The 24,039-nt window shown below is 67.9% G+C and carries 29 protein-coding genes; 17 read left to right on the top strand and 12 right to left on the bottom strand.

Going from position 1 to position 24,039, the window contains the following annotated elements:
• From V9K99_RS37725 to frdD, 3 genes are read left to right on the top strand one after another with little or no spacing between them, the layout of a single operon-like run.
• A complete protein-coding gene (locus tag V9K99_RS37725) occupies positions 1-744 on the top strand; it encodes a succinate dehydrogenase/fumarate reductase iron-sulfur subunit (protein ID WP_337010027.1) in 744 nt (247 codons plus the stop codon).
• Positions 741-1,121, top strand: coding sequence for a fumarate reductase subunit C (locus tag V9K99_RS37720; protein ID WP_337010025.1), 381 nt, complete (start codon positions 741-743; stop codon positions 1,119-1,121). The genes V9K99_RS37725 and V9K99_RS37720 overlap by 4 nt, the downstream gene beginning before the upstream one ends.
• Complete coding sequence (gene frdD / locus V9K99_RS37715) at positions 1,118-1,471, top strand: fumarate reductase subunit FrdD (protein ID WP_337010024.1); 354 nt, start codon at positions 1,118-1,120, stop codon at positions 1,469-1,471. Before V9K99_RS37720 ends, frdD begins: the two co-directional genes overlap by 4 nt.
• A 1-nt stretch (position 1,472) precedes the next feature.
• On the opposite strand, the gene V9K99_RS37710 is transcribed toward frdD, so the two are convergent.
• On the bottom strand, positions 1,473-2,123 hold the full coding sequence (locus tag V9K99_RS37710) for a hypothetical protein (protein WP_337010022.1): 651 nt from the start codon (positions 2,121-2,123) through the stop codon (positions 1,473-1,475).
• A 131-nt stretch (positions 2,124-2,254) separates the two neighbouring features.
• On the opposite strand from V9K99_RS37710, the gene cobF reads away from it, so the two are divergent.
• Together cobF and V9K99_RS37700 are read left to right on the top strand one after the other, a co-directional pair.
• On the top strand, positions 2,255-3,010 hold the full coding sequence (gene cobF, locus V9K99_RS37705; RefSeq protein ID WP_337010020.1) for a precorrin-6A synthase (deacetylating): 756 nt from the start codon (positions 2,255-2,257) through the stop codon (positions 3,008-3,010).
• Between the two features lie 70 nt (positions 3,011-3,080).
• The gene (locus V9K99_RS37700; protein ID WP_337010018.1) at positions 3,081-4,652 is read left to right on the top strand and encodes a carboxylesterase/lipase family protein; all 1,572 of its coding nucleotides are present in this window, start codon (positions 3,081-3,083) and stop codon (positions 4,650-4,652) included.
• A gap of 49 nt (positions 4,653-4,701) precedes the next feature.
• Here the strand turns inward: V9K99_RS37700 and V9K99_RS37695 are convergent, their stop codons facing one another.
• From V9K99_RS37695 to V9K99_RS37685, 3 genes are all read right to left on the bottom strand, one after another.
• Positions 4,702-6,138: an MFS transporter gene (locus tag V9K99_RS37695; RefSeq protein ID WP_337010016.1), complete on the bottom strand. Its 1,437-nt coding sequence runs from the start codon at positions 6,136-6,138 to the stop codon at positions 4,702-4,704.
• Positions 6,139-6,186: 48 nt separating this feature from the next.
• Complete coding sequence (locus V9K99_RS37690; protein ID WP_337010014.1) at positions 6,187-6,669, bottom strand: MarR family winged helix-turn-helix transcriptional regulator; 483 nt, start codon at positions 6,667-6,669, stop codon at positions 6,187-6,189.
• A 122-nt stretch (positions 6,670-6,791) separates the two neighbouring features.
• Positions 6,792-6,950, bottom strand: a complete 159-nt coding sequence (locus V9K99_RS37685) for a hypothetical protein (protein WP_337010012.1) — start codon at positions 6,948-6,950, stop codon at positions 6,792-6,794.
• Between the two features lie 156 nt (positions 6,951-7,106).
• Between V9K99_RS37685 and V9K99_RS37680 the strand changes: the two genes are divergently transcribed.
• The 8 genes from V9K99_RS37680 to V9K99_RS37645 all read left to right on the top strand — a co-directional run bounded on the left by V9K99_RS37680 (position 7,107) and on the right by V9K99_RS37645 (position 13,417).
• Positions 7,107-7,325 (top strand): hypothetical protein, encoded by a 219-nt coding sequence (locus V9K99_RS37680; RefSeq protein WP_337010010.1) that lies wholly within the window; start codon positions 7,107-7,109, stop codon positions 7,323-7,325.
• A gap of 10 nt (positions 7,326-7,335) precedes the next feature.
• Positions 7,336-8,466, top strand: a complete 1,131-nt coding sequence (cobG, locus tag V9K99_RS37675) for a precorrin-3B synthase (protein ID WP_337010008.1) — start codon at positions 7,336-7,338, stop codon at positions 8,464-8,466.
• A complete protein-coding gene (locus V9K99_RS37670; protein ID WP_337010006.1) occupies positions 8,463-9,092 on the top strand; it encodes a precorrin-8X methylmutase in 630 nt (209 codons plus the stop codon). The genes cobG and V9K99_RS37670 overlap by 4 nt, the downstream gene beginning before the upstream one ends.
• Entirely contained in the window at positions 9,089-10,615 is a 1,527-nt protein-coding gene (locus tag V9K99_RS37665) for a precorrin-2 C(20)-methyltransferase (protein ID WP_337010004.1), read from the top strand. Before V9K99_RS37670 ends, V9K99_RS37665 begins: the two co-directional genes overlap by 4 nt.
• A gap of 77 nt (positions 10,616-10,692) precedes the next feature.
• Entirely contained in the window at positions 10,693-11,400 is a 708-nt protein-coding gene (locus tag V9K99_RS37660; RefSeq protein ID WP_337010002.1) for a hypothetical protein, read from the top strand.
• A gap of 86 nt (positions 11,401-11,486) precedes the next feature.
• Positions 11,487-12,134 (top strand): hypothetical protein, encoded by a 648-nt coding sequence (locus V9K99_RS37655; protein WP_337010000.1) that lies wholly within the window; start codon positions 11,487-11,489, stop codon positions 12,132-12,134.
• Positions 12,135-12,222: 88 nt separating this feature from the next.
• The gene (locus tag V9K99_RS37650; RefSeq protein ID WP_337009998.1) at positions 12,223-12,924 is read left to right on the top strand and encodes an SDR family NAD(P)-dependent oxidoreductase; all 702 of its coding nucleotides are present in this window, start codon (positions 12,223-12,225) and stop codon (positions 12,922-12,924) included.
• A gap of 10 nt (positions 12,925-12,934) precedes the next feature.
• A complete protein-coding gene (locus V9K99_RS37645) occupies positions 12,935-13,417 on the top strand; it encodes a 2,4'-dihydroxyacetophenone dioxygenase family protein (protein ID WP_337009996.1) in 483 nt (160 codons plus the stop codon).
• Here the strand turns inward: V9K99_RS37645 and V9K99_RS37640 are convergent.
• The gene (locus V9K99_RS37640) at positions 13,407-14,288 is read right to left on the bottom strand and encodes a LysR family transcriptional regulator (RefSeq protein WP_337009994.1); all 882 of its coding nucleotides are present in this window, start codon (positions 14,286-14,288) and stop codon (positions 13,407-13,409) included. The genes V9K99_RS37645 and V9K99_RS37640 overlap by 11 nt on opposite strands.
• A gap of 485 nt (positions 14,289-14,773) precedes the next feature.
• Here V9K99_RS37640 and V9K99_RS37635 point away from each other — a divergent pair, with 485 nt between their 5' ends.
• On the top strand, positions 14,774-15,823 hold the full coding sequence (locus V9K99_RS37635; protein ID WP_337009992.1) for an FAD-dependent oxidoreductase: 1,050 nt from the start codon (positions 14,774-14,776) through the stop codon (positions 15,821-15,823).
• Positions 15,824-15,835: 12 nt separating this feature from the next.
• Here the strand turns inward: V9K99_RS37635 and V9K99_RS37630 are convergent, their stop codons facing one another.
• The 4 genes from V9K99_RS37630 to V9K99_RS37615 form a co-directional block, all read right to left on the bottom strand.
• Positions 15,836-17,068 carry an MFS transporter gene (locus V9K99_RS37630; RefSeq protein ID WP_337009990.1) on the bottom strand — a complete coding sequence of 411 codons (1,233 nt, stop codon included), beginning with the start codon at positions 17,066-17,068 and terminating at the stop codon, positions 15,836-15,838.
• Between the two features lie 219 nt (positions 17,069-17,287).
• On the bottom strand, positions 17,288-18,343 hold the full coding sequence (locus V9K99_RS37625; protein ID WP_337009988.1) for an ArsR/SmtB family transcription factor: 1,056 nt from the start codon (positions 18,341-18,343) through the stop codon (positions 17,288-17,290).
• An 8-nt stretch (positions 18,344-18,351) separates the two neighbouring features.
• Positions 18,352-18,825 (bottom strand): GyrI-like domain-containing protein, encoded by a 474-nt coding sequence (locus V9K99_RS37620; RefSeq protein WP_337009986.1) that lies wholly within the window; start codon positions 18,823-18,825, stop codon positions 18,352-18,354.
• 29 nt (positions 18,826-18,854) lie between these two features.
• A complete protein-coding gene (locus tag V9K99_RS37615) occupies positions 18,855-19,250 on the bottom strand; it encodes a nuclear transport factor 2 family protein (protein WP_337324166.1) in 396 nt (131 codons plus the stop codon).
• A gap of 86 nt (positions 19,251-19,336) precedes the next feature.
• Between V9K99_RS37615 and V9K99_RS37610 the strand changes: the two genes are divergently transcribed.
• Together V9K99_RS37610 and V9K99_RS37605 are read left to right on the top strand one after the other, a co-directional pair.
• Positions 19,337-19,849 carry a helix-turn-helix domain-containing protein gene (locus V9K99_RS37610; protein WP_337009983.1) on the top strand — a complete coding sequence of 171 codons (513 nt, stop codon included), beginning with the start codon at positions 19,337-19,339 and terminating at the stop codon, positions 19,847-19,849.
• Positions 19,850-19,883: 34 nt separating this feature from the next.
• Positions 19,884-21,185, top strand: a complete 1,302-nt coding sequence (locus tag V9K99_RS37605) for a glycoside hydrolase domain-containing protein (protein WP_337009981.1) — start codon at positions 19,884-19,886, stop codon at positions 21,183-21,185.
• 1 nt (position 21,186) lies between these two features.
• Here the strand turns inward: V9K99_RS37605 and V9K99_RS37600 are convergent, their stop codons facing one another.
• Positions 21,187-21,561 (bottom strand): cupin domain-containing protein, encoded by a 375-nt coding sequence (locus V9K99_RS37600; RefSeq protein WP_337009979.1) that lies wholly within the window; start codon positions 21,559-21,561, stop codon positions 21,187-21,189.
• Between the two features lie 63 nt (positions 21,562-21,624).
• Between V9K99_RS37600 and V9K99_RS37595 the strand changes: the two genes are divergently transcribed.
• Positions 21,625-22,089, top strand: a complete 465-nt coding sequence (locus V9K99_RS37595) for a MarR family winged helix-turn-helix transcriptional regulator (RefSeq protein WP_337009977.1) — start codon at positions 21,625-21,627, stop codon at positions 22,087-22,089.
• Here V9K99_RS37595 and V9K99_RS37590 read toward each other — a convergent pair.
• Both V9K99_RS37590 and V9K99_RS37585 read right to left on the bottom strand, forming a co-directional pair.
• Positions 22,086-22,604, bottom strand: a complete 519-nt coding sequence (locus V9K99_RS37590) for a hypothetical protein (RefSeq protein WP_337009975.1) — start codon at positions 22,602-22,604, stop codon at positions 22,086-22,088. The two genes, V9K99_RS37595 and V9K99_RS37590, sit on opposite strands and share 4 nt — an antisense overlap.
• Positions 22,605-22,720: 116 nt before the next feature.
• On the bottom strand, positions 22,721-23,986 hold the full coding sequence (locus V9K99_RS37585) for a serine hydrolase domain-containing protein (protein ID WP_337009973.1): 1,266 nt from the start codon (positions 23,984-23,986) through the stop codon (positions 22,721-22,723).
• Positions 23,987-24,039 lie beyond the last annotated feature (53 nt).

Raw genomic sequence — 24,039 nt, 5'->3', positions numbered from 1 at the left:
ATGGCAGACGAGATCACCCTCGAGGTCGCGCGTTACCGGCCCGAGCTGGAGTCCGAACCGGTGATGCAGTCCTACCAGGTGCCGCTGCGCGAGCACTGGGCCGTTCTCGACGGTCTGACGTACATCAAGGACCACCTGGACGGCACGTTGTCGTTCCGGTGGTCGTGCCGGATGGGGATCTGCGGCAGCTGTGGGATGACCGTGAACGGCGAACCGCAGCTGACGTGTGCGACCTTCCTCACTGACTACGCACCCGGTCCGATCCGGGTCGAGCCGTTGCGGAACTTCCCGGTGATCCGGGACCTCATCATCGACATCGACGACTTCATGACCAAGCTGCCGAAGGTCAAGCCGTGGATCGTCCGAGAGGTGCACAGTCCGGTCGAGGAGGGCGAGTACCTGCAGACGCCGGAGGAACTGGACGAGTACAAGCAGTTCAGTATGTGCATCAACTGCATGCTCTGCTACTCGGCCTGCCCGGTGTACAGCCTCGAGCCGGAGTTCATCGGTCCCGCGGCGATCGCGTTGGCCCAGCGGTACAACCTCGACTCGCGTGACGAGGGGGCCGAGGAGCGTCGCGCCGTACTGTCGTCGCCGGAAGGGATCTGGGCCTGCACGTTCGTCGGTGAGTGCAGTGCGGCGTGCCCGAAGGGTGTGGACCCGGCGGGCGCGATCCAGCGGTACAAGCTGACCGCGGCTACGCAGACGATCAAGGATCTGCTGATGCCTCGGAGCCGACGGTGAGCACCTACCAACGGCCGCTCGCTCTGTTCTGGTGGCTCGAACGCCGGTCCTACCTGTTGTTCGTACTGCGTGAGCTGAGCAGCGTCTTCGTCGCGTGGTTCGTGGTGTACCTGCTCCTCCTGGTCAAGGCGGTGAGCGACGGCGCGGCGTCGTACCAGGACTTCCTCGACTGGAGTGGGCGGTGGTGGGTGCTCGCGATCAATGTGGTCGCGATGCTGTTCCTCCTGCTGCATACGATCACGTGGTTCGCGCTGGCGCCTCGGGCGATGGTCATCAAGGTGCGCGGGCGCCGCGTGCCGCCGGCTCAGATCGTTGCCGCGCACTACTTCGCGTCGTTGTTGCTTTCGGCAATCGTCGCCTGGTTGGTACTGCGATGAGCCGCCGGCCCGCTCCCGAACCGCTGCTCTGGATGCTGTTCAGCGCCGGCGGCATGGTCGCCGCTCTGATGATCCCGATCCTGCTGTTCCTGTTCGGTATCGCGTTCCCGCTGGACCTGCTGTCGCCACCGGACCACTCGCACGTGTTCGCCGTACTGCGGAATTGGATCACGCGGCTCGTGTTGTTCGGGTTGTGTGCGCTGGCGCTGTTCCACTGGGCGCACCGCTTCCGCTACACCCTGTACGACGGGTTGCAGCTGAAGCGGTACGACGTACCGATCGTGCTGCTGTGTTACGGCGGCGCTGTGGCCGGAACCGTCATCGCCGCCGCACTCCTGCTGACGATCTGACTCAGTTGGGGTTGAAGGTGCCGACGGCGCAGAGGACGAAGCCGTAGGCGTCGATCTGGTCGTCGGTGCTGCCGCTCGCGAGCTTGCTGAATGACGCCTCGAAGATCCAGCCGTCGGCGGAGTAGCGGGGCATCGAGGTGTAGAAGGTCAGTCCGCGACCGTAGTTGCTGCCGCCGGAGAAGCCTCCGCTCACCGCGACCTGACCACTCGGGCACATCGCCTGCCAGTTCGCGTGCTCGCCGTCCCGGATGGTCTTCTTCACCAGGATCGGCGGGCTGACGGACAGCCCGGACGGGTCACCCTTCGGGCCTTGCGGACCTTGTTCGCCTTGCGGTCCGGGGACGCCCTGCGGACCTGCCGCGCCCTGTGCTCCTTGCGCGCCTTGAGGTCCTTGGGGGCCGGTCTCGCCCGTGGGGCCCTTCTGGTTCCAGGTGGTGGCGACCTCGTAGAAACGGCACTTCTCGCCCTTGGCCGGGTCGATGATCCGGACGTCGCCGAAGTTCTTGTCCACGCAGGCGCTGATGACGGCCGGCGCCGGTTCGGCCGCCGACGCGACCAGCACGCTACTGCCACCGACCACGACCGTTGCCCCCAGCACCATCGCGATCAGACCGTGCCGCCCGAGTCCCCGTGCTTTGCTCTTGAGTCCCATGCGTTCGATTGTGGGAATCGGGTGCTGCCGGCAACAGCTCCGTTGACGCCGGCGGTGGTGCCAGGTCACCTTCACCATCGGGCAATCTGGTCGCGATCGCTCACCGAGCGTAGTGACATAGGGTGCGGGGCATGCGGGAGATCGTGGTGATCGGCGTCGGTGCGGGCGATCCGGAGCAGGTGACGATGCAGGCTGTGTCGGCACTCAACCGGGTCGACGTGTTCTTCGTGCTGGACAAGGGCGAGGTCAAGCAGGAGCTGGTCGACCTGCGCGAGGAGATCCTCCGCCGGTACGCCAAGGACAAGGACTACCGGGTCGTCGTCGGCCGCGATCCCGAGCGGGACCGGACCACCGACGCGTACGTCGAAGCCGTCGACGACTGGCGGCGACGCCGAGCGGACGTGTGTGCGGACCTGATCGCGACCGAACTCGGCGAGGACCAGGTGGGTGCGTTCCTGGTCTGGGGCGACCCTTCGCTGTACGACAGCACGCTGGCGATCCTGGACGACATCCAGGCGCGGGGCGACCTCGCGTTCGAGGTCGAGGTGATCCCGGGGATCAGCAGCGTGTCGACGCTGGCGGCGCGGCACCGGGTCGGGCTGAACCAGGTCGGCCGGCCGATCCAGATCACCACTGGGCGACGGCTGGCGAAGGGGTGGCCGGAGGACGTGGACGACGTGGTCGTCATGCTCGATGCGCACACGGCGTTCACCGAGCACCTCGATCAGGACGCGACCATCTATTGGGGCGCCTACCTCGGCACTCCGGACGAGATCCTGATCTCCGGTCCACTGCGCGAGGTCGCCGCGCAGATCGAGAAGACCCGCGCCGAAGCCCGCGACCGCAAGGGCTGGATCATGGACACCTATCTGTTGAGGCGCGCTTAGACCAAAGGTGTAGGTGGCGTGGCCGTCGGGCCGAAGCGGGCTTGGGGTTGTCTGGCTGAGGCTGCTGGGCATGACGAGATTGCGAAAGCTACTGCGGTTGGCCGTTGGCCTGGCGCTGGTGCCGGCTGGGTTGGTGGCAACCAACGCTTCGGCCGAGACAGACGTCGTACGGACTGATGCCGGGCTGGTGAGCGGGACGTCCGCCGACGGGGCACGGGTGTTCAACGGGATTCCGTACGCCGCTCCGCCGGTCGGACCGTTGCGGTGGAAAGCACCACAACCCGTGCGGCCGTGGGACGGCGTACGAGAGGCCGTGGACGTCTCGAGCGCGTGCCCCCAGCAGGCCAACCCGGAGGCGCCCGACGGGTCCAGCAACGAGGACTGCCTCTATCTGAACGTGACTGCGCCCGCCAAGCCGTCCAGCAAGCCGCGGGCAGTCGTGGTCTGGATCCATGGTGGCGGGTTCTTCTCGGGAGCGGGTAGCAGCTACGACGCCGCGAAGTTCGCCACCAGGGGTGATGTGGTCGCCGTGACGGTCAACTACCGGCTCGGCATCTTCGGGTTCTTCGGCTACCCGGGTCTGCCCGGCTCTGGCACGTACGGCATCCAGGACCAGCAGGCCGCCCTGCGCTGGGTGCAGCGGAACGCGCGTGCGTTCGGTGGCGACCCCCGCAACGTCACGGTCGCAGGTGAATCGGCCGGCGGCATGAGCGTCTGCGCACAACTGACCTCCCCCACCGCCACCGGCCTCTTCGCGAAGGCGATCATGCAGAGCGGCTCCTGCGCGTTCAACTGGGACGACAACAGCCAGTACCCGGGCCAGGCCGCCGACTCCCCCTGGGTCCCACTAAAGACGGTCCAGACCACCGGCACGCAGTGGGCAGCCGACAACAAGGACAAGCTGTCCTGCAAGCCCAGCCAGTCCATGCTCGACTGCCTGCGCGCCGCGAAGTCCGACGTACTCGTGCAGGACACTCTGCAGTTCACCCAGGTCGCCTACGGCCGTACGGCGACGGTCCCACTGAGTCCCGCGATGGCGATGAAGGCCGGACTGTTCCACCGGGTGCCGATCATCTCCGGCAACAACCACGACGAGGCGACACCGTGGTTGGCCGCCTTCGGCGAGATCAAGGACTATCCGCAACTGGTGACCAACATGGTGGGCGCGGACCAGGCGGCCGAGGTACTGCGTGAGTACCCACTCGACCGGTATGAGTCACCGGCCGCAGCGTGGGCCGCAGTCACCACAGACCGGATCTGGTCCTGCACACAGGCAGCCACAGACCAGCAGGCGGCTCGCAAGGTGCCGGTGTACGCGTATGAGTTCGCCGACAAGCACTCACCACTCGCACAACCCGGTCAGGGCGCGGCACACGCTGTGGAGCTCCCGTACCTGTTCCGGCTCGGCGGCTGGGACGCCCCGCTGTCAGACACCCAGCAGGTGCTGTCCAACCAGATGATCGACTACTGGACCACCTTCGCCCGCACCGGCGACCCGAACGGCTCAGACCGACCACGCTGGTCCCCCACCAACAGCCACTCGGTCACAGGCCTCTCCCTGGCCCCCACCGACCAGGGCGGCCTCGAGCGAGCAGACCTCACCACCGAACACCACTGCACCTTCTGGTCAGGCATCAACTGACGCCAGCAGCGCCCGGTGCCGTCGGCAACGACGGACCGGGCGCGTGCTGCTACTTCTGAGGCGTGCGGAGCAGAGTCGCGGTGAGGACGAGTGCTGCGACCACGAAACCGGCTGCCGCGATGAAGGCCGCGCTGTAGCCGTCCCGGAGTGCCAGTACGGCGTCCGCACCTTCGCTCAGCCGGTTCGTCGTAGTGGACGCGGCCAATGTCGCCAGTACGGCGGTTCCGACCGCAGCACCAGCTTGTTGTGCGGTGTTGTTGAGACCCGAGGCCAGTCCAGCGTCACCCGGCTGAGCGGCCGACATGGCCAGCAGGATGGCCGACTGGATACCTATGCCGACGCCGATGCCCATCACCGTGAGCACTGGCGCGACGTTGACGACGTACGAGCCATCGACCGGAGCCTGGCTGAGCCAGAGCAGTGCGAGCAGGAATGCGGTGAGTCCGGCCAGCAGCATCGTGCGGCCGCCGAAGCGGACGATCAGCCGCGGAGCGACGAACAGAGACATCACCGCTCCCATCACGGGAGCCGGAAGGAACGCCAGGCCGGTCGTCAGTGAGTCATAACCCAGCACTCGCTGCAGGTAGAGCGCCGTCATGAACTGGAAGCCGAACCCGGCCGCGAAGAGCAGGATGACCACAACGTTGGACACACTCACCTGACGGTTGCGGAAGATGTGCAGTGAGAGCAGCGGGTTCGTGCTGCGTGCCTGACGCAGTACGAACGCTGCCAGCAACACCACCGAGATCACCGCGAGGACGAGCGTGCGCGGCAGTTCGGCGGATGGCTCAGCGGTCTGCACGATCGTGTAGACGCCCAGGGAGAGGCCGGCGGTCACCAGTACGGCGCCGAGGACGTCTGCGCCCTTGCCGAGCCCCAGACCGCGCTGCCCTGTCAGCAGCCGTACGGCGAGTGCCACGGAGACGGCACCGATCGGAACGTTGATGAGGAACGCCCAGTGCCACCCGACGGTCTGGGTGATCACACCGCCGAGGATGAGGCCGATGGACGCGCCACTGGCCGAGGTGAAGCCGTAGACACCCATCGCCCGGGCCTGCTCACCGGGAGCCGGGTAGAGGCCGACGATCATGCCGAGGATGACCGCGGAGGCCAGTGCGCCGCCGACGCCCTGCAGGAACCGACCCGCGATCAGGACCTCCGCACTGGTGGCCACACCACAGAGCAGCGACGCGGCGGTGAACAGGCCGAGGCCGGCGAGGAAGACCCGCTTGCTGCCGATCAGGTCGCCGATCCGGCCGGCCAGCAGCAGGAGTCCGGCGAAGGCGATCAGGTACGAGTTCATCACCCAGGCCAGGCCGGCCTGCGAGAACCCGAGCTCTTCCTGGATCGTCGGCAACGCGACCGTCACCACAGTGCCGTCGAGGATGATCATCAGCTGCATCACGCACAGCACCATCAGCGCTTTCACCCGGCTCCGAGCCGGGTGGTCGGTCGTCGGCGGAGGGGTTACCTCAGAGGTCGTCATGAGAACGACCTTAACAGATAGTTTTGTAGCAGACTATCTCTTTGTGGATCAGCTGACGCGCTGCCGTGCCCGTCGTACCGGCTGCGCCTCGACCGGAGTGGACAGGTGGCCGTCGACGAGCTCGATCAGGGCGTCCACGAACGGCTTGCGTTGGGTGGCGGCGAGCACCTCGAGGGCCTCGGCGTGGACGCGGTCGACGATCCGCTGGCCCTCCTGCGCGATCGCGGCGCCGGCGTCGGTGACGGCGATGATCCGGGCCCGGCGGTCGGTTGCGGACGGCTTGCGTTCGGCGTACCCGGCCTTCTCGAGCGCGTCGACGGTGACGACCATGGTCGTCTTGTCCATGTACGCCAGCTCGGCGAGCTGGATCTGGGTCCGCTCCGCCTCCAGCGCGTGCCGCAGTACGCACTGCATCCGCAACGTCAGCCCAACCTCCGCCAGCGCGGCAGACAACTGGGTCTCAAGAACATGACCGGCATGCGTGAGATACCCGGTGAGGTCAGGAACCGTGCGCGGTGGAGTCTTCGCCATACCTTCGAGGATAGCCCGGGATTATCCGGTGCCAGATGATCCCGTGACGGATCATTCGCCCTTTCCGCGGGATGGCGGGAATGCGACGTAGTGCGTGTTGCGTGAGGGCTAGCTGCGCCGGTCTACTGGCTGGAGTTGGTGTCGCGGATCTTGGTTGGGCTGGTGATCGGCGGGTTCTGGTCGATCGGCGCGGGTCTGGCCGGGAGGCTGGTGGCGCAGCGATCCGCGGTGCTCGGCGTACCAGCGGGGACCTTCCTCGGCGAACTCGCCGGCTGGCGCACGTCATTCGTCGTACTCGGGCTGCTAACGCGCGACGTTCCTGACCTGCGCAGGCCTCATAGCCGCCGCCACACTGCTGCTGCCGGTACTAGGACGCAATACGGCGGGCGCACTGGTCCTGCTGGTGGTGTGGGGACTCGGGTACGGCGGTGTGCTCGATGAGCTGGTTCGCCCGCGCCGTACCGCACGCCCGTGAGGCAGCCACCGTGCTGTTCACGTCCTCTTTCCAGGCCACGCTGTCCGTTGGTGCACTGCTCGGCGGACTGGTCGTAGACGCCTGGTTTGTGTCGGTGGCGATGGTCTGTGGCGGCCTGTGCGCGCTGCTGATGGCCGCCGTACTGCTGTGGTCCAGCACACAACGGGAGCCGGGCACGTAGCATCTCGGCTGTGGCGAGGACTCAGACGGACCGGTGCCCCGGCGTACTGGCGGTGCATCAGGCGGCCGACGGAGGCCTGGCCCGCGTGCGCGTCCCAGGTGGAGTGCTGAGCGTCAGGCAACTCGAGGTGCTGCGGCAGGCCGCGCTCGAGCTGGGTGACGGCCGGCTGGAGCTGACCTCGCGTGGAAACGTGCAGGTCAGAGGACTGACACCGGACGGCCCGCAGGAGTTGTCGGAGCGCCTGTACGACGCCGGACTGCTGCCCTCCATCACGCATGAGCGAGTCCGCAACATCCTGGCGTCGCCCCTGTCCGGACTGGACCACGAGAGCCGGTACGACGTCCTGCCGGTGGCAGCCGCGGTCGACCGGGCGCTGTGCTCGCGTCCGGAGCTTGCAGAGTTGCCGGGGCGGTTCCTGTTCGCGCTGGATGATGGCCGCGGGGACCTGGTCAGTGCGCAGGCGGATGTGCTGGTTCGGGCGGTGGACGACCATGAGGCGATCCTGAGCCTCGGGGGTGGATTCGGAGCGCGGGTGGGCTGGGCTGACGCGGCTGAGGTGATGGTTGGCGCAGCGGAGGCGTTCCTGGCGGAGCGTACGGCGCAGGGGTCGCAGGCGTGGCGGGTCGCGGAACTGGAGGACGGGGCTGATCGGATCCTCGACAGGCTCGGGCTGGACGCCACAGGAGTGGATCAGAGCTGGGCACCAGCGGTGGCGGCTGGGGCGCACGGGGAGAGTGCGCTGGTGGTGACGGTGCCGTTGGGGAGCCTTGGACCTGAGCAGGCCGACGTACTCCAGCAGGTCGCTGCGGGGCAGGTGCGGATCACGCCCTGGCGCTCCGTTGTACTGCCGGGGCTGCCGCAGGACCCGAGTGCGCGGCTGGATGAGGTTGGGTTGGTCACAAAGGCGGACTCGCCGTGGAACGGTGTGACAGCGTGTGCAGGTCAGCCCGGGTGCGCCAAGGCGCTGGCGGATGTCCGGGCGGACGCGAAGCGGGTGACGCCGCGGTTGCCCCGACACGGGCGGCCGATGCACTGGTCCGGGTGTGAACGGCGGTGCGGCAAACCGGCCGGCGAGTTCGTCGACGTGCTTGCCATCGGCAACGGATATGTGATCGACGGTGAGCGGATGGGACTGCGGTGAAGCACGAGTATGTGAAGGACGGGGCCGAGATCTACCGGCGGTCGTTCGCGACGATCCGGGCCGAGGCGGCGCTCGGCGATCTCCCGGCGGACCTCGCGCAGGTCGCCGTACGGATGATCCACGCCTGTGGCATGACCGACCTGGTCGCCGACATCGAGGCGTCGCCCAACGTGGTCAAGAACGCGCGAGCGGCCCTGCAGAACGGCGCACCGATCCTGTGTGACGCGCAGATGGTGGCGGCCGGCATCACCCGGAAGCGTCTCCCCGCGGACAACCAGGTCATCTGCACGCTGCAAGACCCACAGACCGTCCAGCTGGCGCAAGAGCTCCAGACCACCCGCAGCGCCGCCGCGGTCGATCTCTGGCGCGATCACCTCGACGGCTCGGTTGTTGCTATCGGCAACGCTCCGACCACGTTGTTCCGGCTGCTCGAGGTAATCGCCGCGGGCGGGCCGCGACCGGCCGCGATTCTCGGCATCCCGGTCGGGTTCATCGGCGCGGCCGAGTCCAAGGACGCGCTGGCCGCGAACGACCTCGGGCTGGAGTACCTCGTCGTCAAGGGCCGCCGGGGCGGTAGCGCGATCACCGCGGCCGCCGTCAACGCGATCGCGAGTGAGGCGGAGTGACGGGCCGGCTGTGGGGTGTCGGGCTCGGCCCGGGCGACCCCGAACTCGTGACGGTGAAGGCTGCCCGGCTGATCGGTGCGGCGGAGGTGATCGCGTTTCACAGCGCGCGGCACGGCCGGAGCATCGCCCGCTCGGTCGCGGCGCCGTACCTGCGGGAGGGACAGCTCGAGGAGCACCTGGTCTACCCGCTGACCACCGAGACGACCGACCACCCCGGCGGCTACCAGGGCGCGATGGACGACTTCTACGCCGACTGCGCGGCCCGGCTCGCCGCGCATCTCGATGCCGGCCGCGATGTCGTCGTACTGGCTGAAGGGGATCCGCTGTTCTACGGGTCCTACATGCACATGCACAAGCGGCTGGCCGACCGGTACCCGTGTGAGGTGGTTCCCGGCGTAACGTCGGTGAGCGCTGCGGCCGCCGTACTCGGGCGGCCCCTGTGTGAGCGGGACGAGATCCTCACTGTGCTGCCTGGCACGCTGCCCCCCGACGTACTGGCGGACCGGCTGCGCAACACCGACGCGGCAGCGGTGATGAAGCTCGGGCGGACGTTCGACAACGTCAGGGAGGCGTTCGAGCTCGCTGGTCGAGCAGACGAGGCCTGGTACGTCGAGCGGGCCACCACCGAGGCACAGCGGACCGCTCCTCTGGCTGACGTCGACCCGGACGAGGTGCCGTACTTCTCCCTCGCCCTGCTCCCCAGTCCGATCAACAACACGTTCACCGCACCGGCGACCAGGACCGAGTCGGAAGGCTCCGTGACCGTCGTCGGCCTCGGACCGGCCGGACCGGAGTGGATGACACCTGAGGTGCGTGCGGCGATCGCAGGTGCCGACGACTTGATCGGCTACGGCCCGTACGTCGACCGCCTGCCGGACCGCGCGCGGCAGCGCAAGCACGGCTCGGACAACCGGGTCGAGTCAGAGCGGGCCGCCTTCGCCCTGGACCTCGCCCGCAAGGGCTCCAAGGTGGTTGTGGTCTCGTCCGGTGACCCGGGTGTGTTTGCCATGGCCAGTGCGGTCACTGAGGTCGCGTCGGAGCCTGAGTACGCCGACATCGCCGTACGGGTGCTGCCAGGGATGACCGCCGCCCAGGCCGTCGCCAGCCGGGTGGGTGCACCACTCGGGCACGACTACTGCGTCCTGTCGCTGTCGGACCGCCTGAAGCCGTGGGAGGTGATCGCCCAGCGGCTGTCCGCGGCCGCCGCGGCGGACCTGGCGATCGCGATCTACAACCCCGCCTCGAAGTCCCGCACCTGGCAGGTCGCCGCCACTCGCGACCTGCTCCTCGAACACCGTTCGCCCAGTACGCCGGTCATCGTCGGACGTGACGTGGGCGGTGCCGAGGAGGCGATCACCGTCACAACGCTGGCTGAACTGGACCCGGAAGCGGTTGACATGCGTTGCCTCCTGGTGGTCGGCTCGTCGCAGACCCGCACCGTGCCCCGCCCGGCCGGCCCTCTGGTCTTCACTCCCCGCCGATACCCGGCGACAGGGAGTGAAAGTGCGCCAGAGGCCGGTTAAGACCGGCGTCTGGTTGTGTCAGACGCTCACTGGGCGGGTAGGGATCGCGCGAAGCTGACCAGTGAGGAGAAGCCGACATGGCTCAGCAGTACGGCGACACCGCCATTGCCCCCGTGACGGAGTCGAGTGCCGACCCGACCACCCAGAGCTATGAGGAGGCACGGGCCCGAGCCGCCCGGGCGATGAGCAGCGTCACGCTCATCCCGGACAAACCCCTCCCCCCGTCGGTCGAGGGCACTCAGCCGATCGAGCCCGTCGTCGATCCGGACCTGCTGTCTTACCGGGGCTTCAAGTTCGGAGCCGCGTTCTTCGGCTGGCTGATCGCAATCGCCATGTCGGCGCTGCTCTCGCTCGCCGTCTCCGCGGCCGCCCTCGGTACGGCGGAGATCCTCGACTACACCCGTGCCGACGCCGAGGCCCAGCCTGGTGCCGCCGGTATCACCGCCGCGGCCGTCGGCGTCTTCGTGCTGACCCTGGCCTTCTACACCGGTGGGTACGTCGCCGGGCGGCTGGCTCGGTTCGACGGCGGCCGGAACGGGTTCGGCGTGTGGATGTTCGCGTTCCTGTTCTCCGTGCTCGCGGCCGGGGCCGGTGCGCTGGTGAACAGCCAGTACGGCCTACTCGACGAGGTGAACCGGCCAGACGTGTCGGTGTCGACCAACACCATCACCACCGCAGGCATAATCGCCGCCGCGGCCCTGGTGGTCCTGACGCTGATGTTCTCGATCATCGGCGGCAAGGCCGGCAAGCGGTACCACGACAAGATCGACCGCCTGCTCGACTGACACGCAGTTATCACCTCGCCACGCATAGCCAGCGTTCCGACGGGTACCGGAGGAGCACACGGGGCTGTCTGGCGAGGAGAACTGACATGGCCCAGCAGTATCGGGACGACGTAGACGCAAACGCACAGTTACCCCATTTCTCGGACGACGAGCCGGGAACCACCACTCAGCAGCCGCAGCACCGGGCCCGCATCCGGACGTCGGCAGCCGATGAGGTCCACCCGGCGTACCGCGGGTTCAAGGGCGGTGCCGCGTTCTTCGGCTGGCTGGTCGCGATCGGCCTGATCGTGCTGCTCAGCGGGATCGTCGGCGCGGTCGCGGCGGCGGTCGACTACGCGGTCACGATCGACTGGAACGCAGCCCAGTCGGAGGCCGGCACGATCGGCATCGTCTCCGGCGCGGTGCTGCTGCTGATCCTGGCGATCGCCTACTACAACGGCGGGTACGTCGCCGGCCGGCTGGCCCGCTTCGACGGTGGCCGACAGGGCCTCGGCGTCTGGCTGCTCGGCGTACTGGTGACTGTGGCCGTCGCGGCGATCGCTGCGTTGGCCGGTTCGCAGTACGACGTACTGGACCGGGTGGACCTGCCGACCGTGCCGTTCACCGACGAGACGCTCACCACCGGCGGGATGATCGCGATCGGCGCGGCGGTAGTGGTCACCTTCCTCGCGTCCGTGATCGGCGGCAAGGCGGGTCAGCGCTACCACCGCCACATCGACATCAGCGGCGACTGATCCTCAGCGGACCCGGACGGCGGATGACCCCTATCCGCCGTCCGGGTCTTCGTTGCTCGACGCGCCGAAGCCGAGCAGGATGCCGCACATGGCCCGGACCGCACTCGTCATCGGAGGTACGAGCGGGATCGGCGCGGCCACCGCACTCCGGCTCGTCATCGACGGTGCGACCGTGATCGCGGCCGGGCTCGGTACGTCGACCGCCTCACCCGAGCTCCGGAAGGCGGCCCGGCTGCACGAACTGGACCTCCGGGATCCACAGGCCCTGGAGGACCTGATCGGATCTCTCGACCAGCTCGACGTACTGATTTATGCGGCCGGCATCATCCGGCGCGGCGACGAGCACCGGCCCGAGGTGTTCCGGGAGGTCGTCGAACTCAACCTCACCGGTGCGATGCGGGCGGCCGAGGCGGCGCACGACCTGCTCGCCGCCAGCCGCGGTTGCATCGTCAACGTCGCCTCGATGCTGAGCTACTTCGGCGGTCCGCTCGTGCCCGGATACAGCGCCAGCAAGGGCGGCGTCGTCCAGCTCACCAAGTCGCTCGCGGTCGCCTGGGCCGCCGACGGAATCCGGGTGAACGCGGTCGCGCCCGGCTGGATCGCCACCGACCTCACCGCCGCCCTGCAAGCCGATCCGGTCGCCGCCGACCGGATCATCTCCCGTACGCCGATGGCCCGCTGGGGTACGCCGGAAGAGGTCGCCAGTGCGATCGCCTTCCTGACCGGTCCCGACGCGGCCTTCGTCACCGGCGCGGTCCTGCCCGTGGACGGCGGCTACCAGAGCATGTGAAGGAGCTTCGATGATTCCGGTTTCGGCAGGGGTTCCGGCGGAGATCGCCGTACCGGCGGTGCCCGAGGACGATCGACTGTGGGTACCGCAGGCGCCCGACGTGTGGTTCCGGCCGCTGATGCTGAACACGATCACCGGGCAGTGGTGCAACCTGCTCAAGGTGACCCGCTCCGGCATCGTGTCGCGGCACCGGCACCCGAGCGCGGTGTTCGGCTACGTGATCAAGGGCAAGTGGCAGTACGACGAACACGACTGGGTCGCGGAGACCGGGTCGTTCGTGTACGAGCCGCCGGGTGAGATCCACACGCTCCGGGTGCCGGAGGACTGCACCGAGATGATCACGTTCTTCAACATCTCCGGCGCGATGATCTACGTCGACGACGAGGGCAACCAGACCGGGTACGAGGACACCTTCACCAAGATCCAGCTGTGCCGCGACCACTACGGCTCGAACGGCCTCGGCGCCGACTACGTGGACCAGTTCATCCGGTGATCTCGCGGATCACGTCGATCACCTGATCCAGCGCCGGTGAGTAGAGGCGTTCCTTGCGGCAGAACAGCGCGACCTGACGCTCGACGCCGGCGTCCTGGATCGGGACCAGCCGTACGCCGGTCAGGTTCGCGGTGGTGACCGCCAACTCGTTGGTGACTCCTACGCCGAGGCCGTGCCGGACCAGGGACAGCAAGGTCTGCGGCTGGTTGGTACGGAAGGCGGACTTGGGATTCAGGCCGGCGGATGCGAAGGCCAGGTGTGATTCGAACTGACGGGGTCCGGAGCTCTCGCCGATCGAGATGAGCGGGAGTTCGGCCAACTGCTCGAGGGTGACTATGTCCGCTGCCGCCAGCGGGTGTGATTCGGCGAAAACGGCGACGAGCGGCTCTCGCCAGAGCACCTCATGCTCGAGGGCCTGGTCGGCGACGAGTGGGTGGACTGGGCGGATCGCCAGGTCGATGTCACCGCGGAGCAGCGCGCTTTCCAGGTCGATGCTCGGCCCCTCGACCAAGTGCAGCGTGATGTTTTCCGGCAACCGCCGTACGACTTGCGGAAAGAGCCAGGCGGCCGCGCTGGGATAGGTGCCGAAACGGACCTCTCCCCCACCGGACGACAGGTCGCTCAGCCGGTTGAGAATCTCCTCGGCGTGTGGGAGGAGCGTCCGGCCTTCGGGCGTGAGCCGCGCCGGGTGGGCCGTCCGGTCGAAGAGCTGTACGCCGAGAGCGCGCTCGAGATCGGCCACATGCTCGCTGATCCGGGACTGACCACGGAACACGGCCTTGCCGGCGGCCGAGAACCCACCGTGCCGGGCGACCGCGACAAAGCTCACGATCCAGTCCATCCGAAAGCCATACGCCGCGGTCAGATCCATGGGCTCAGTATTCAGTCCACCCTCGTACGACGACACGCCGCCAGAACTCCAGCCCCCCGACGGGACCTGAGACAGGAAATCGTGACCAGGGACCTGAAATATGAGGTCCCAGCCCAGAACTTCCTGTCCCAACTCCCCACAGTTGCACGGTTCTGGGCCGGTGGTCTCGGTATCCGGACCCCTCCGGCCGGATGCTGGTCAACGCGGGTCCTCGTACACCCGGCGGGGACCTCGTACATCTGGTCAGGTGTCCCAGGTCCCCATCAGGTGTCCGAAGTTCTGCTCGTCGTCTGACCGCGAGCGCTGAACCGATCCACGACACGGGCTATACGTCTGCGCGGGATCCGCACAGCTGCGTCCTTCCCAAGCACCATCACGCAGCGGAGCCCGCGACATCACGATCCGTCTTCCCCGTAAGACAACCGGCACCCACCACAAACCTCCCGCAGGGAAGACCTGGCAGTTCCAGACTGTTGACTCCCGATGTGAAGGTCGTGGTGATCGGGGCAGGTCAGGCCGGGTTGTCGGCTGCTTACCACTTGGTTCGGCTGGGATTCGCGCCGTACGACGAGGTCGTCGTACTGGACCGGAATCCGGCGCCGGGAGGGGCGTGGCAGCACCGGTGGGACTCGCTGACCATGCACGACGTGCACGGGATCGCGAACCTGCCGGGTGTGCCGGTGCCCCCGAGTGCCGCTGGTGACCGGGCCAACGAGTTCGTGCCGGCGTATTTCGCGGACTACGAGCGGCGCTTCTCGCTGCCTGTCCTGCGGCCCGTCGAGGTGACGAGTGTGCGGCGGGTGGACGGGCTGTTCGAGGTGCGGACCTCAGGTGAGACGTACTTCTCGGAGACGATCGTGAACGCGACAGGGACGTGGAATCGGCCGTTCATTCCTTGGTATCCGGGAATCGAGTCGTTCCGTGGGCGGCAGTTGCACACGGCGGACTATCGCGGTGCCGACGAGTTCGCGGGTCAGCACGTGCTGATGGTCGGCGGAGGTGCGTCGGCGGTGCAGTTGCTGGCAGAGATCTCCGAGGTCGCGACGACGACGTGGGTGACGCGACGGCCGCCCGAGTGGCGGACGGGTGAGGAGTTCGGGCCGGAGCTCGGGCGCCGCGTTGTCGCCAAGGTGGAGGAGCGGGTGCGGGCCGGGCTGCCACCGCGGAGCGTGGTCAGCGTGACCGGGTTGCACCTCCGCGAGCAGGAACAGGACGCGCTGCGGCGCGGCGTGTACGAACGCCAGCCGATGTTCACCCGGATCACCCCGGACGGCGTCGAATGGTCCGACGGCCGAACCCTGCCCGTGGACGCGATCCTCTGGGCCACCGGCTTCCGCGCCGACCTGGCCCACCTGGCCCCACTTCGCTTGCGCGAACCCTCCGGCGGCATCCGCATGGACGGCACCCACACAGTCCTCGACCCCCGCATCCACCTGATCGGCTACGGCCCCTCAGCCAGCACAATCGGCGCCAACCGAGCCGGCTTCACCGCCGCCCGAGACCTCCGCAACCTCCTCCGCGAGGCCGCCGCCTGAAGCGTCTCCGGATCAGCTCACCTGGGCGGGTACCTCTTCGGGTTTCTGTTGGGTGCTGGACCAGTGCTGGTGCCGCCGTACTGCGATTGGAATGAGCAAGCCGGCGGTGAGGAAGATGAGGGCGGTGAGGAGCCAGCCGGGCCAGCCCCAGCCGATGGCGATGGTGGTGAGGATGAGGGGAGCGATCATGTCGCCTGCCTGGCGGCCCATGGCGTAGGCGCCCTGGTACTGACCCTGGGCGCCGGGTGGGGCAAGTTCGAAGCTGATCCCCCAGCCGCCGGCGGACTGAAGCATTTCGCCGAACACGTGGACGAGTGCGGCCACGATCAGCAGTCCGATGGTGACCGCGCCCGAGGTGACGTCGGTGAGGGCCAGCACCACGCACGCCACGGCCAGCAGCAGGCCCGCTCGCCGGCCGGCCCTCGCTGCGCCTGTCAGGTGTTCGGTTCCCCGGGCTACCCGGATCTGCAGGAGTACGACGGCGACCGAGTTCAGCACCATCAGGCCGGCGATCAGCCAGCGCGGCGCGTCCGTCGCGGTCGCCACCCAGAGCGGTATCGCGACCTGGGCCATCGCGGCGTGCATGGTGAGCACCCCGTCCAGCGCGACGAACGCGAGGAACGGCCGATCCCGCAGCGCGGTCAGCGCGGACGGACCGGTCGCCGCCGCCACCCGTTCCACCTCCGGCATCCCGAACCGGACCAGCCCGGCAGTGACCAGGTACGTCGCTGCGTTCGCGAGCAAGGCGATCACGTACACCTCACGCCGGTCGACCGCCAGTACGATCCCGGCCAGGCCCATCCCGACCGCCATCCCGACATTCGTCGCGACGCGCAGGATCGCCCGGGTCCGGACCCGCTGATCGGCCGGTGACACTCCGGCGATCAGGGCACCCTTGGCACCACGCTGACCGGAGTCCGCAACCGCGGTCACTGCAGCGATCACGACGTACACGGGAAACGAACGGACCTGGGTCAGTGCGGTCATCGTGACCGCCTGTAGGAGCAGGAAGCCTACGTACGCGCGATTAGGCCCGAGCCGATCCGCGATAGTACCGAGCGGCGTGCTGGCCACCAGCCCGACGAGGCCCGCGACAGTCAGGCCGATGCCCACGTGGCTGACGGACAGACCAGCCGCCCGAGTCAGATAAAGGGCACCGATCGCAAAGTAGAGGCCGTTTCCGAGAGTGTTGACCAGCGTGGCGAAAACTAGCCGACGTACAGCGGGCGGAAGAGATGAGGTCACAGCCGTCCACTCAACAACCCCTCGGCCGACCGACCCGTTGGACTGCAGGAATCCGTCAGCTCACCAGGTCCGCCGGGTCAGCACCTCGCCTCAACCAACCACGGCAGCCCGAGACCACCTGCGGTTGACCCGCGAGCAGCGCGAGCGCGAAAGGGTGGGTGGGGCTGCAGGCGTAGCACGCGTCGGAGGAGGGTGCGGAGCAGGCTGCGGGGGTCGGGGTCAGCGCATGACTAGGTTTAGGAGGTCTTTGCCTAGGTTGTGGAGGGCGCTTTCGTCCAGGCGGTAGGCGACGAAGCGGCCTTGGCGTTCGGCGGTGACTAGGCCGGCTCGGGTGAGGGCTCGGAGGTGGCGGGTGACCTGGGTGGGGTGGAGGCCCCAGAGGCCGGCGATCTCGCCGGCGGTGCGGGGTTCGCTGGCTACGGCTCGGCAGACGAACAGGCGCTCCGGGGCGGCCAGGGCCTCCAGGCGCGCGCGGACCTGTTGGGCGGTGGGTACGACGGGTCCACGTCCCACCGCGGGGTAGATGACGGTGAGCGGCTCGCCGGGGACCTCGCCGAGGAACAGGTGCGGTGCGATGTAGTTGCTGGGGACAAGCAAGAGAGACCTTTCGGCCAGGTCGATGCGTTTGTTCTGCACCTTCTGCACCAGCAGGCTGTCCTTGTCGCGCACGCTGATCGCACCGTCGAGCGAGCACAGCATCGCCGCCACCCCGTCGCGGACCGCCAGATCACGGTCCTGCCGACCACGCGCAGCCAACGCGTCGCGCGACTGCTCCCACACGTCCTCGAACCACTCCGACCAGCAGTCGTCGAGCAGCTCGAGGAACCGCCGTACCGGCTCCGCTGGATCAGTCAGGAGCGCCTCAACGAGCGCTCCGACGGATCGGCCTCGGCTACGCGCCCAACGCAGTACGGCGTCTGTGTCGGTGGTCCTGCTGTTCGACGGCAGGCCGCGCAGCGGGCGAATCAGGTCGGCCGCCAGGTCCTCGGGATTGCGCGACCTCAGCCCCTCCAACTCGTCCTGCCAGGTCGGCATCCCGGTCGCTGAACTCGTCGCGAAGCAGCGGGACCGGATCGCCCGCACAGTCCAATTCCATTGCGCCAGCTCTTCCCGCAGTACGTCGGATAGTCGTACACCAGCCGCCCATTCGGTCCGGCCGTGGTGGCGCGGTTCGGCCAGGACGTGCAGGGCGCAGCCGAGTTCGATCAGTGGTGAGGCGACGTGGCGGATCCGCTCCGGGTCGAGCCGGCTGATCCCGGCGAGGACGTTCGGCACCGGCTCGGTCAGTCCTTCAGCTTGAACTCGAGGTCGGTCTCCCAGTCGTTCATGTCCGGGACCTCGCGCGGGTCGGACTTGTAGATCTCCAGCCGGGCCGTCCAGTTGTTGCCGTAGGCATCCCACTCCAGGCCCTTCTCGGACGCCCAGGCGAGCAGGTCGCGGGTCGCGTCGAGCAGGCCGTCCGGGTGGCCGTGGTGGGTGACGGTGGCGTACCGGCCGGCCGGGAGTACGCCGGTGACGATCTCGCCCTCGCCGTGGTGCAGGTCGTCGACCGGGAACCCGATCTCCAGCACCAGGCCGGCGTCCATGTCCACCACGTCGTACTTGAAGAACGGCGCGTCGTTCGGCGCGATCTCGTGCGCGGCCAGCCAGGACACCACCTCGCCCATCCGGTCGGCGAAGGCCCCGATCCCGTCCATCGCGACCTTCCCCCGCAACGCGACGTACGGCCGCTCAACCCGCTCCACGATCTCCGGCATCCCACACCCTCCCGACTCGGCGCTCCCCCTCAACCTAACGCCTGCCGGATGGCGTAGGTGTCTTGGTACTCGCGCCAGCCGGCGATCTTCCCGTCCCGCACCCGCAGTACGCCGATGAAACGCGCAGCGGCCCGTTGCCCGGTCGTGGTGACCACCCCGCCGAGCTCGTACTCGACGACCGCGACCTCCGGATCCAGCGTCTCGTGCACAGCCAGTTTGGTGAACCGGTCGAACCTCGCCGGGAACCCGGCCCTACTGGGTACGGCGAACGCGAGCCACTCCTCACGCCCGTCCCACCGCAGCGGACCACCCGGCGCGAACGGCACCTCCATCACCACGTCCTCGGCGAGCAGCTCGTCCATCGCCGCCGGATCCCCGAGCCAACCCTGTCCCATCCGATCGATCACCGCATGCAGATCCGACATCGCCGCCTCCAGAAGATGAGTCACCACTCAGGTTTCACTCGACTATAGTGAGTGGCCACTCAGCTTTCAACGAGAGGGCAGCGGAATTGCGGACGGACGCACAGCGGAACCGGACGGCGATCCTGGCCGCGGCGGCTGAGACCTTCGCCGAGCACGGGCCGAAGGCGACGACCGAGCAGGTCGCGATCCGGGCCGGCGTCGCGGTCGGCACGGTGTTCCGGCACTTCCCGACCAAGGACGCGCTGCTGGTCGCGATCATGAAGGAGTCGCTGCAGCGCCTGACCGAACTGGCCGCCAACTCGACGCTGTTCGACTTCGTCAGCGCGGTCGTCGACGAGGCCGTGCGGACCAGGACGGTGGTCGCGGCGCTGGCCGGTCCGGAACTCGATCTCGGTGACGCGTTGCGGGGACTGACCGACGAGATCGCGCGACTGCTGAAGCAGGCGAAGTCGGCCGGCGAGGTGCGTGCCGCCGTACGCGTGGATGAGGTGATGGCATTGATGACCGCGGCGGCTCAGGCTGCGCAACTGGGCGGCTGGTCGGTGGGACTGCGGCGGCGGACGCTGGCGATTATCTTCAGAGGTCTGGCGCCTGGGTGAGGCTTTGGCGTGTACTTGGGTGGGGGTGATCGCGATGATTCGCGTCAGGTTCATCAAGGTGTTGTTCGTGGCTGTCGCCGTCCTGTTGTTCGGCCTGCCGGCACCGGCCTCAGCCGAGCCGACCACACCACTCACGTATCCGCCCGGGGCTACGGCGACGCGGTTCACCGGGCTCGCGTTCGATACCTGCACGGCGCCGACGGTCGCGCAGATGACGGCCTGGAAAGCCTCGCCGTACAAGGCGATCGGGATCTACATCGGCGGCGTGAACCGCAGTTGCGCGCAGCCGCAACTGACGCCGAGCTGGGTCAGTAGCGTGACGCGGATGGGCTGGCGGCTCGTCCCGATCTACATGGGCTACCAGGCGCCCTGCACGACCCGGACCAACGCGGTGAAGATGACAGTGCCGTCCGCGACCTTCCAGGGAACCCTGTTGGCCGGATACGCCGCCAGGGATGCCCGCGCGCTCAATCTGCTGCCAGGCAGCGCGATCTATGCCGACATGGAGCACTACAACGCGGCCGACGCGACCTGCAAGACGACGGTACTGCGCTACCTGTCGGCCTGGACGAAGGAACTCCACCGGTTGGGCTTCCTGTCCGGGGTGTACGCCCACCAGAACTCCGGCGCAGTTCACCTCGCGTCAGCGTACAACTCCACGTCGTATGCACGACCCGACGCACTGTGGATCGCCCGCTGGGACGGCAACAGCTCACTGACCGGCTGGCCGACTGTGCCCAACACCTTCTGGGCGGTCGGCCAGCGCGGCAAGCAGTACGTCGGCGATCACAACGAGACGCACGGCGGTGTGACGCTCAACATCGACAGCGATCGCTTCGACGCCCCGGTCGCGAGTGTCTGGTACACCTACACGGTCCGTACGACGATCTACTCCTACAGCGGCCCGTCGACCGCGTACCCGATCCGCTCCACGATCGCCGCGAACGCCGGCGTACGAATCGTGTGCCAGACCTTCGGCCCGAAGATCGGCACCACCACCGTGTGGAACAAGCTGATCGACGGCACCTACGTGACCGACTACTACGTCCGGACACCCAACAAGACCGGCTACTCCGCCCCCATCCCCGGCTGCAGCAACCCGTTCCAGACGACCATCAACAATCTGACCAGGCGGACCGGCCCAGGTACGTCGTACAGCGCGTACGCGAGTACACTGCCGATCGGCTCACTGGCGTGGATCACATGCCAGCGAGCCGGATCGAAGGTCGGTACGACGTCAGTGTGGGACCGACTGAGTGACGGCAGCTGGGTCACCGACTACTACGTCGCCACCACCAGCAAGACGACCTACACCGCGCCGCTCCGCCGTTGCTGACCTACTGAGCCCAGGGCGGCTGGATTGTCGTACCGTCTGCCATCGTGCCGGTGAAACCAGCGGTGATGGCGACGTACAACTCAGCCGTGCCCTCACCCAGGTTGGTCAGCCGGATCGGCTCGCCCGCTGCGACTACGACGGCGTCGCCGGGGCCTACCTTGTCGCCGTCCGGCGTGATCTGCACGGTGCCACTGAGCACCATGAAGACCTCGTCCCGGTCGATCGTGTGCGGCTCGCCGCCGCCGGCGCCGGGATCGACCGTGAGCTTCCACGTGCACAGCCCGGCCGATCCACGGCTCGGCGCCGCCAGACCGGTGAACCGGACCCCGGGCGCCAACTGGAACGTCGGCGCCTCGTCCGCGCGAATGACCTGCATCGGATCCCCCTTCTGAGATAGTCAAGCTGACTTGACCAAGCCAGCTTGACTATCATGGACGCTATGACGCGTTCGGGCAAGCCAGATTTCGGGATTCTGCTGTTACTCGCGGACCAGGAGTTCGTCCGCGCACTGCGCGCCACGACGGCCGAGCAGGGTTTCGACGACCAGGGCCGGTCGGACGGCTTCGTCCTGCGCACCCTGGCCGGCGGGCCGACCAGTATCAGCGGGCTCGCGGAGCGGCTGGAGATCACCAAGCAGGGGGCGAGTCAGATCGTCGATGACATGGAGCGTCGCGGGTACGTCGAACGCCGTCCCGACCCGTCCGACGCCCGGGCTCGCCTGCTTCAGCTCACGCCAAAGGGTGAGGCCGCACTCAAGGCCGCCCGGCGGTTTCACCAGGCCTACGAACGCAAGCTCCGTCGGCAGTTCGGCGACGAGGTGATCGACAGTATGCGCGACGTACTGACCGCGATGGCCGGTGAAGCCCAGGTCAGTACGCCGCACTTCAGAGCCCTGATGTTCTAGCAGGCGGCTGCAGTCAGCCGGACCCGCCAGACCGGGTTCCAATCGATGTTGTAGCGGACGTATCCCGCGGGCACGCAGCCGAGTTGACCGCCGCTCACGTTGTCCCACCTGGCGCCGGCGTTGTCCGTCTGATTGTTGACAAAGTAGCCGGTGCCGAACCAGTTGCTGACGGAGTAGCCGTCGTACCGAATGAACTTGAAGATGTAGGCGCCGTTGCCGTACGGCACAGCGGCGCACGCATAGCCCGGATGGCACGGCGTGGTCTGGCTTCCCGAGACGAACACACGCTCCACGGCCGGCGACGTCCCCGGCACCGCGGCGATCGAGCGCGACGCTGCCGGAGTGCCGGTGACACCGATCAGGATGGATCCGTCGGCCGCCCGGGTCTGCGTCACCTTCAGGTTCGACGCGGCCGGGTCGACCGGCTTGGCCTGCGCGGCGGGGACCGACGCGGCGGCGGCGAACAGGCTCGCCAGTACGCCGGCAGCCGCGAGGATCTTGCGTTTTCCGATCATGCTTCCTCCCCAGAGACCTGCGCCCGCCGCCAGCGCGGCGAGTCACACCGAAGACGGTAGGACTCGCCGCTGCGAGCGGGCCACGCTTTTCGGTCTGGTCCGAAAAGCGTGACAGGTCAGGAGAAGTACTTCGAGAAGTAGTCGTGCGTCGGCCAGGACTTCACGCCGTTCGCCGCGGTCCACAGCGCCGCGTCGATGTCGCCGTACGACTTGCCGCTGGCGTCGTCGCGGCGGTTGAACAGCGCGGCCCAGCTCATCCCGGAGTAGGTCCGGACCAGGATCGAGAACGTCCCCGGCAGACTGCCGGTGTGCCAGGTGTTGCGGCCGGTGCCGCCCGTGGTCGGGCGCACCTGCCAGCCGAGGCCGTAGTACGAGCCGTTCGTGATGCCGATCTCGGGCTTCGCCCAGATGGCGTTCAGCGAGGTGGTGTTCAGCACGCTGGATCCCGCGTCGAACATCTTCGCCCACTTGACCAGATCCGGCGCGCTGGCGATCCAGCCGCCGTTCGCGTCCTGGATGCGCATGCTGAACGACCCGTACGGCGCCTTGACGACGGTGCCGGAGTTGTCCAGCACGGTCTTGCCGGTGTACTGCGACTCATAGGGCATCTCGCCGGTGTGCTTGGCGATGCTCCAGCCGAGTGCCATCCGGTTGATCTTCAACGGGGTCAGCAGCTTCTGCTGCACATAGGTCTGGTAGCTCAGCCCGCTGACCTTCTCGATCACCCGGCCGGCCAGCACGTACCCGAAGTTGGAGTAGGCGTACTTGCTGCCCGGAGCGAAGTCGAGCTTCTGCCCGGCCATGTACTTGATCTCGTCGGCGTGCTTGAGCTCCATCGGGACGCCGAGGGCCTTCGCGATGACGGCGTCCTTGAAGTTCGGGTCACCCGAGACGTCGCGGTCGAAACCGCCGAGGTGCTGCAGCAGCCGCTTGATGGTGACCGCGGACCAGCGGGTGTCCTTGGTCTGGCCGGCCGGCGGGGTGATCGCGATGATGTTGCCGACCGGCGTGGACAGGCTCAGCTTGCCGTCCTGCACGAGCTTCATGATCGCGGCCGCCGTGATCGTCTTCGACACGCTCGCAACACGGAACAGCGAGGTCGGCTGGACCGCCAGCGTGGTGGACGTGCTGTAGCCGCGGGCAAGCACCAGCCGGCCCTTGTAGGTGACCGCGAGCTGCCCGCCGGTGATGCCGCGCGCCTGCATGAACGACTTCATCTGGTTGTCGAAACCGGCCAGCGCCGAGACCGCGGTCCCGGTCGTCTTCCAGGTCGCGGCGGCATCGGCGGATCGGCTCAGGGGCGTCCCCACTCCGGTGCCGACGGCGGCGGCCGCCCCGGTCGCGACTGCAAGCTTTCCGAGGGTCCGGCGCGTCAGCTCCACGGACGTGTTCTCCTTCAGATGTTCAGGGCAGGGGGTACCGCGGGAGCGAGTCT

Source organism: Kribbella sp. CCNWLW201 (assembly GCF_037203805.1).
Classification (GTDB): Bacteria; Actinomycetota; Actinomycetes; order Propionibacteriales; family Kribbellaceae; genus Kribbella.
This window is presented reverse-complemented; position numbering and strand designations above follow the sequence as displayed.

What these genes read in the sequence shown, in the direction of transcription:
- V9K99_RS37615 (WP_337324166.1), bottom strand. Translation starts at nt 19,250, where the DNA reads ATGTCGGATCTGCATGCGGTGATCGATCGGATGGGACAGGGTTGGCTC.
- V9K99_RS37695 (WP_337010016.1), bottom strand. Translation starts at nt 6,138, where the DNA reads ATGACGACCTCTGAGGTAACCCCTCCGCCGACGACCGACCACCCGGCT.
- V9K99_RS37645 (WP_337009996.1), top strand. Translation starts at nt 12,935, where the DNA reads ATGATTCCGGTTTCGGCAGGGGTTCCGGCGGAGATCGCCGTACCGGCG.
- V9K99_RS37640 (WP_337009994.1), bottom strand. Translation starts at nt 14,288, where the DNA reads ATGGATCTGACCGCGGCGTATGGCTTTCGGATGGACTGGATCGTGAGC.
- V9K99_RS37655 (WP_337010000.1), top strand. Translation starts at nt 11,487, where the DNA reads ATGGCCCAGCAGTATCGGGACGACGTAGACGCAAACGCACAGTTACCC.
- V9K99_RS37620 (WP_337009986.1), bottom strand. Translation starts at nt 18,825, where the DNA reads ATGCCGGAGATCGTGGAGCGGGTTGAGCGGCCGTACGTCGCGTTGCGG.
- V9K99_RS37595 (WP_337009977.1), top strand. Translation starts at nt 21,625, where the DNA reads ATGACGCGTTCGGGCAAGCCAGATTTCGGGATTCTGCTGTTACTCGCG.
- V9K99_RS37700 (WP_337010018.1), top strand. Translation starts at nt 3,081, where the DNA reads ATGACGAGATTGCGAAAGCTACTGCGGTTGGCCGTTGGCCTGGCGCTG.
- V9K99_RS37590 (WP_337009975.1), bottom strand. Translation starts at nt 22,604, where the DNA reads ATGATCGGAAAACGCAAGATCCTCGCGGCTGCCGGCGTACTGGCGAGC.
- frdD (WP_337010024.1), top strand. Translation starts at nt 1,118, where the DNA reads ATGAGCCGCCGGCCCGCTCCCGAACCGCTGCTCTGGATGCTGTTCAGC.
- cobF (WP_337010020.1), top strand. Translation starts at nt 2,255, where the DNA reads ATGCGGGAGATCGTGGTGATCGGCGTCGGTGCGGGCGATCCGGAGCAG.
- V9K99_RS37690 (WP_337010014.1), bottom strand. Translation starts at nt 6,669, where the DNA reads ATGGCGAAGACTCCACCGCGCACGGTTCCTGACCTCACCGGGTATCTC.
- V9K99_RS37650 (WP_337009998.1), top strand. Translation starts at nt 12,223, where the DNA reads ATGGCCCGGACCGCACTCGTCATCGGAGGTACGAGCGGGATCGGCGCG.
- V9K99_RS37600 (WP_337009979.1), bottom strand. Translation starts at nt 21,561, where the DNA reads ATGCAGGTCATTCGCGCGGACGAGGCGCCGACGTTCCAGTTGGCGCCC.
- V9K99_RS37725 (WP_337010027.1), top strand. Translation starts at nt 1, where the DNA reads ATGGCAGACGAGATCACCCTCGAGGTCGCGCGTTACCGGCCCGAGCTG.
- V9K99_RS37710 (WP_337010022.1), bottom strand. Translation starts at nt 2,123, where the DNA reads ATGGGACTCAAGAGCAAAGCACGGGGACTCGGGCGGCACGGTCTGATC.
- V9K99_RS37660 (WP_337010002.1), top strand. Translation starts at nt 10,693, where the DNA reads ATGGCTCAGCAGTACGGCGACACCGCCATTGCCCCCGTGACGGAGTCG.
- V9K99_RS37680 (WP_337010010.1), top strand. Translation starts at nt 7,107, where the DNA reads ATGAGCTGGTTCGCCCGCGCCGTACCGCACGCCCGTGAGGCAGCCACC.
- V9K99_RS37605 (WP_337009981.1), top strand. Translation starts at nt 19,884, where the DNA reads ATGATTCGCGTCAGGTTCATCAAGGTGTTGTTCGTGGCTGTCGCCGTC.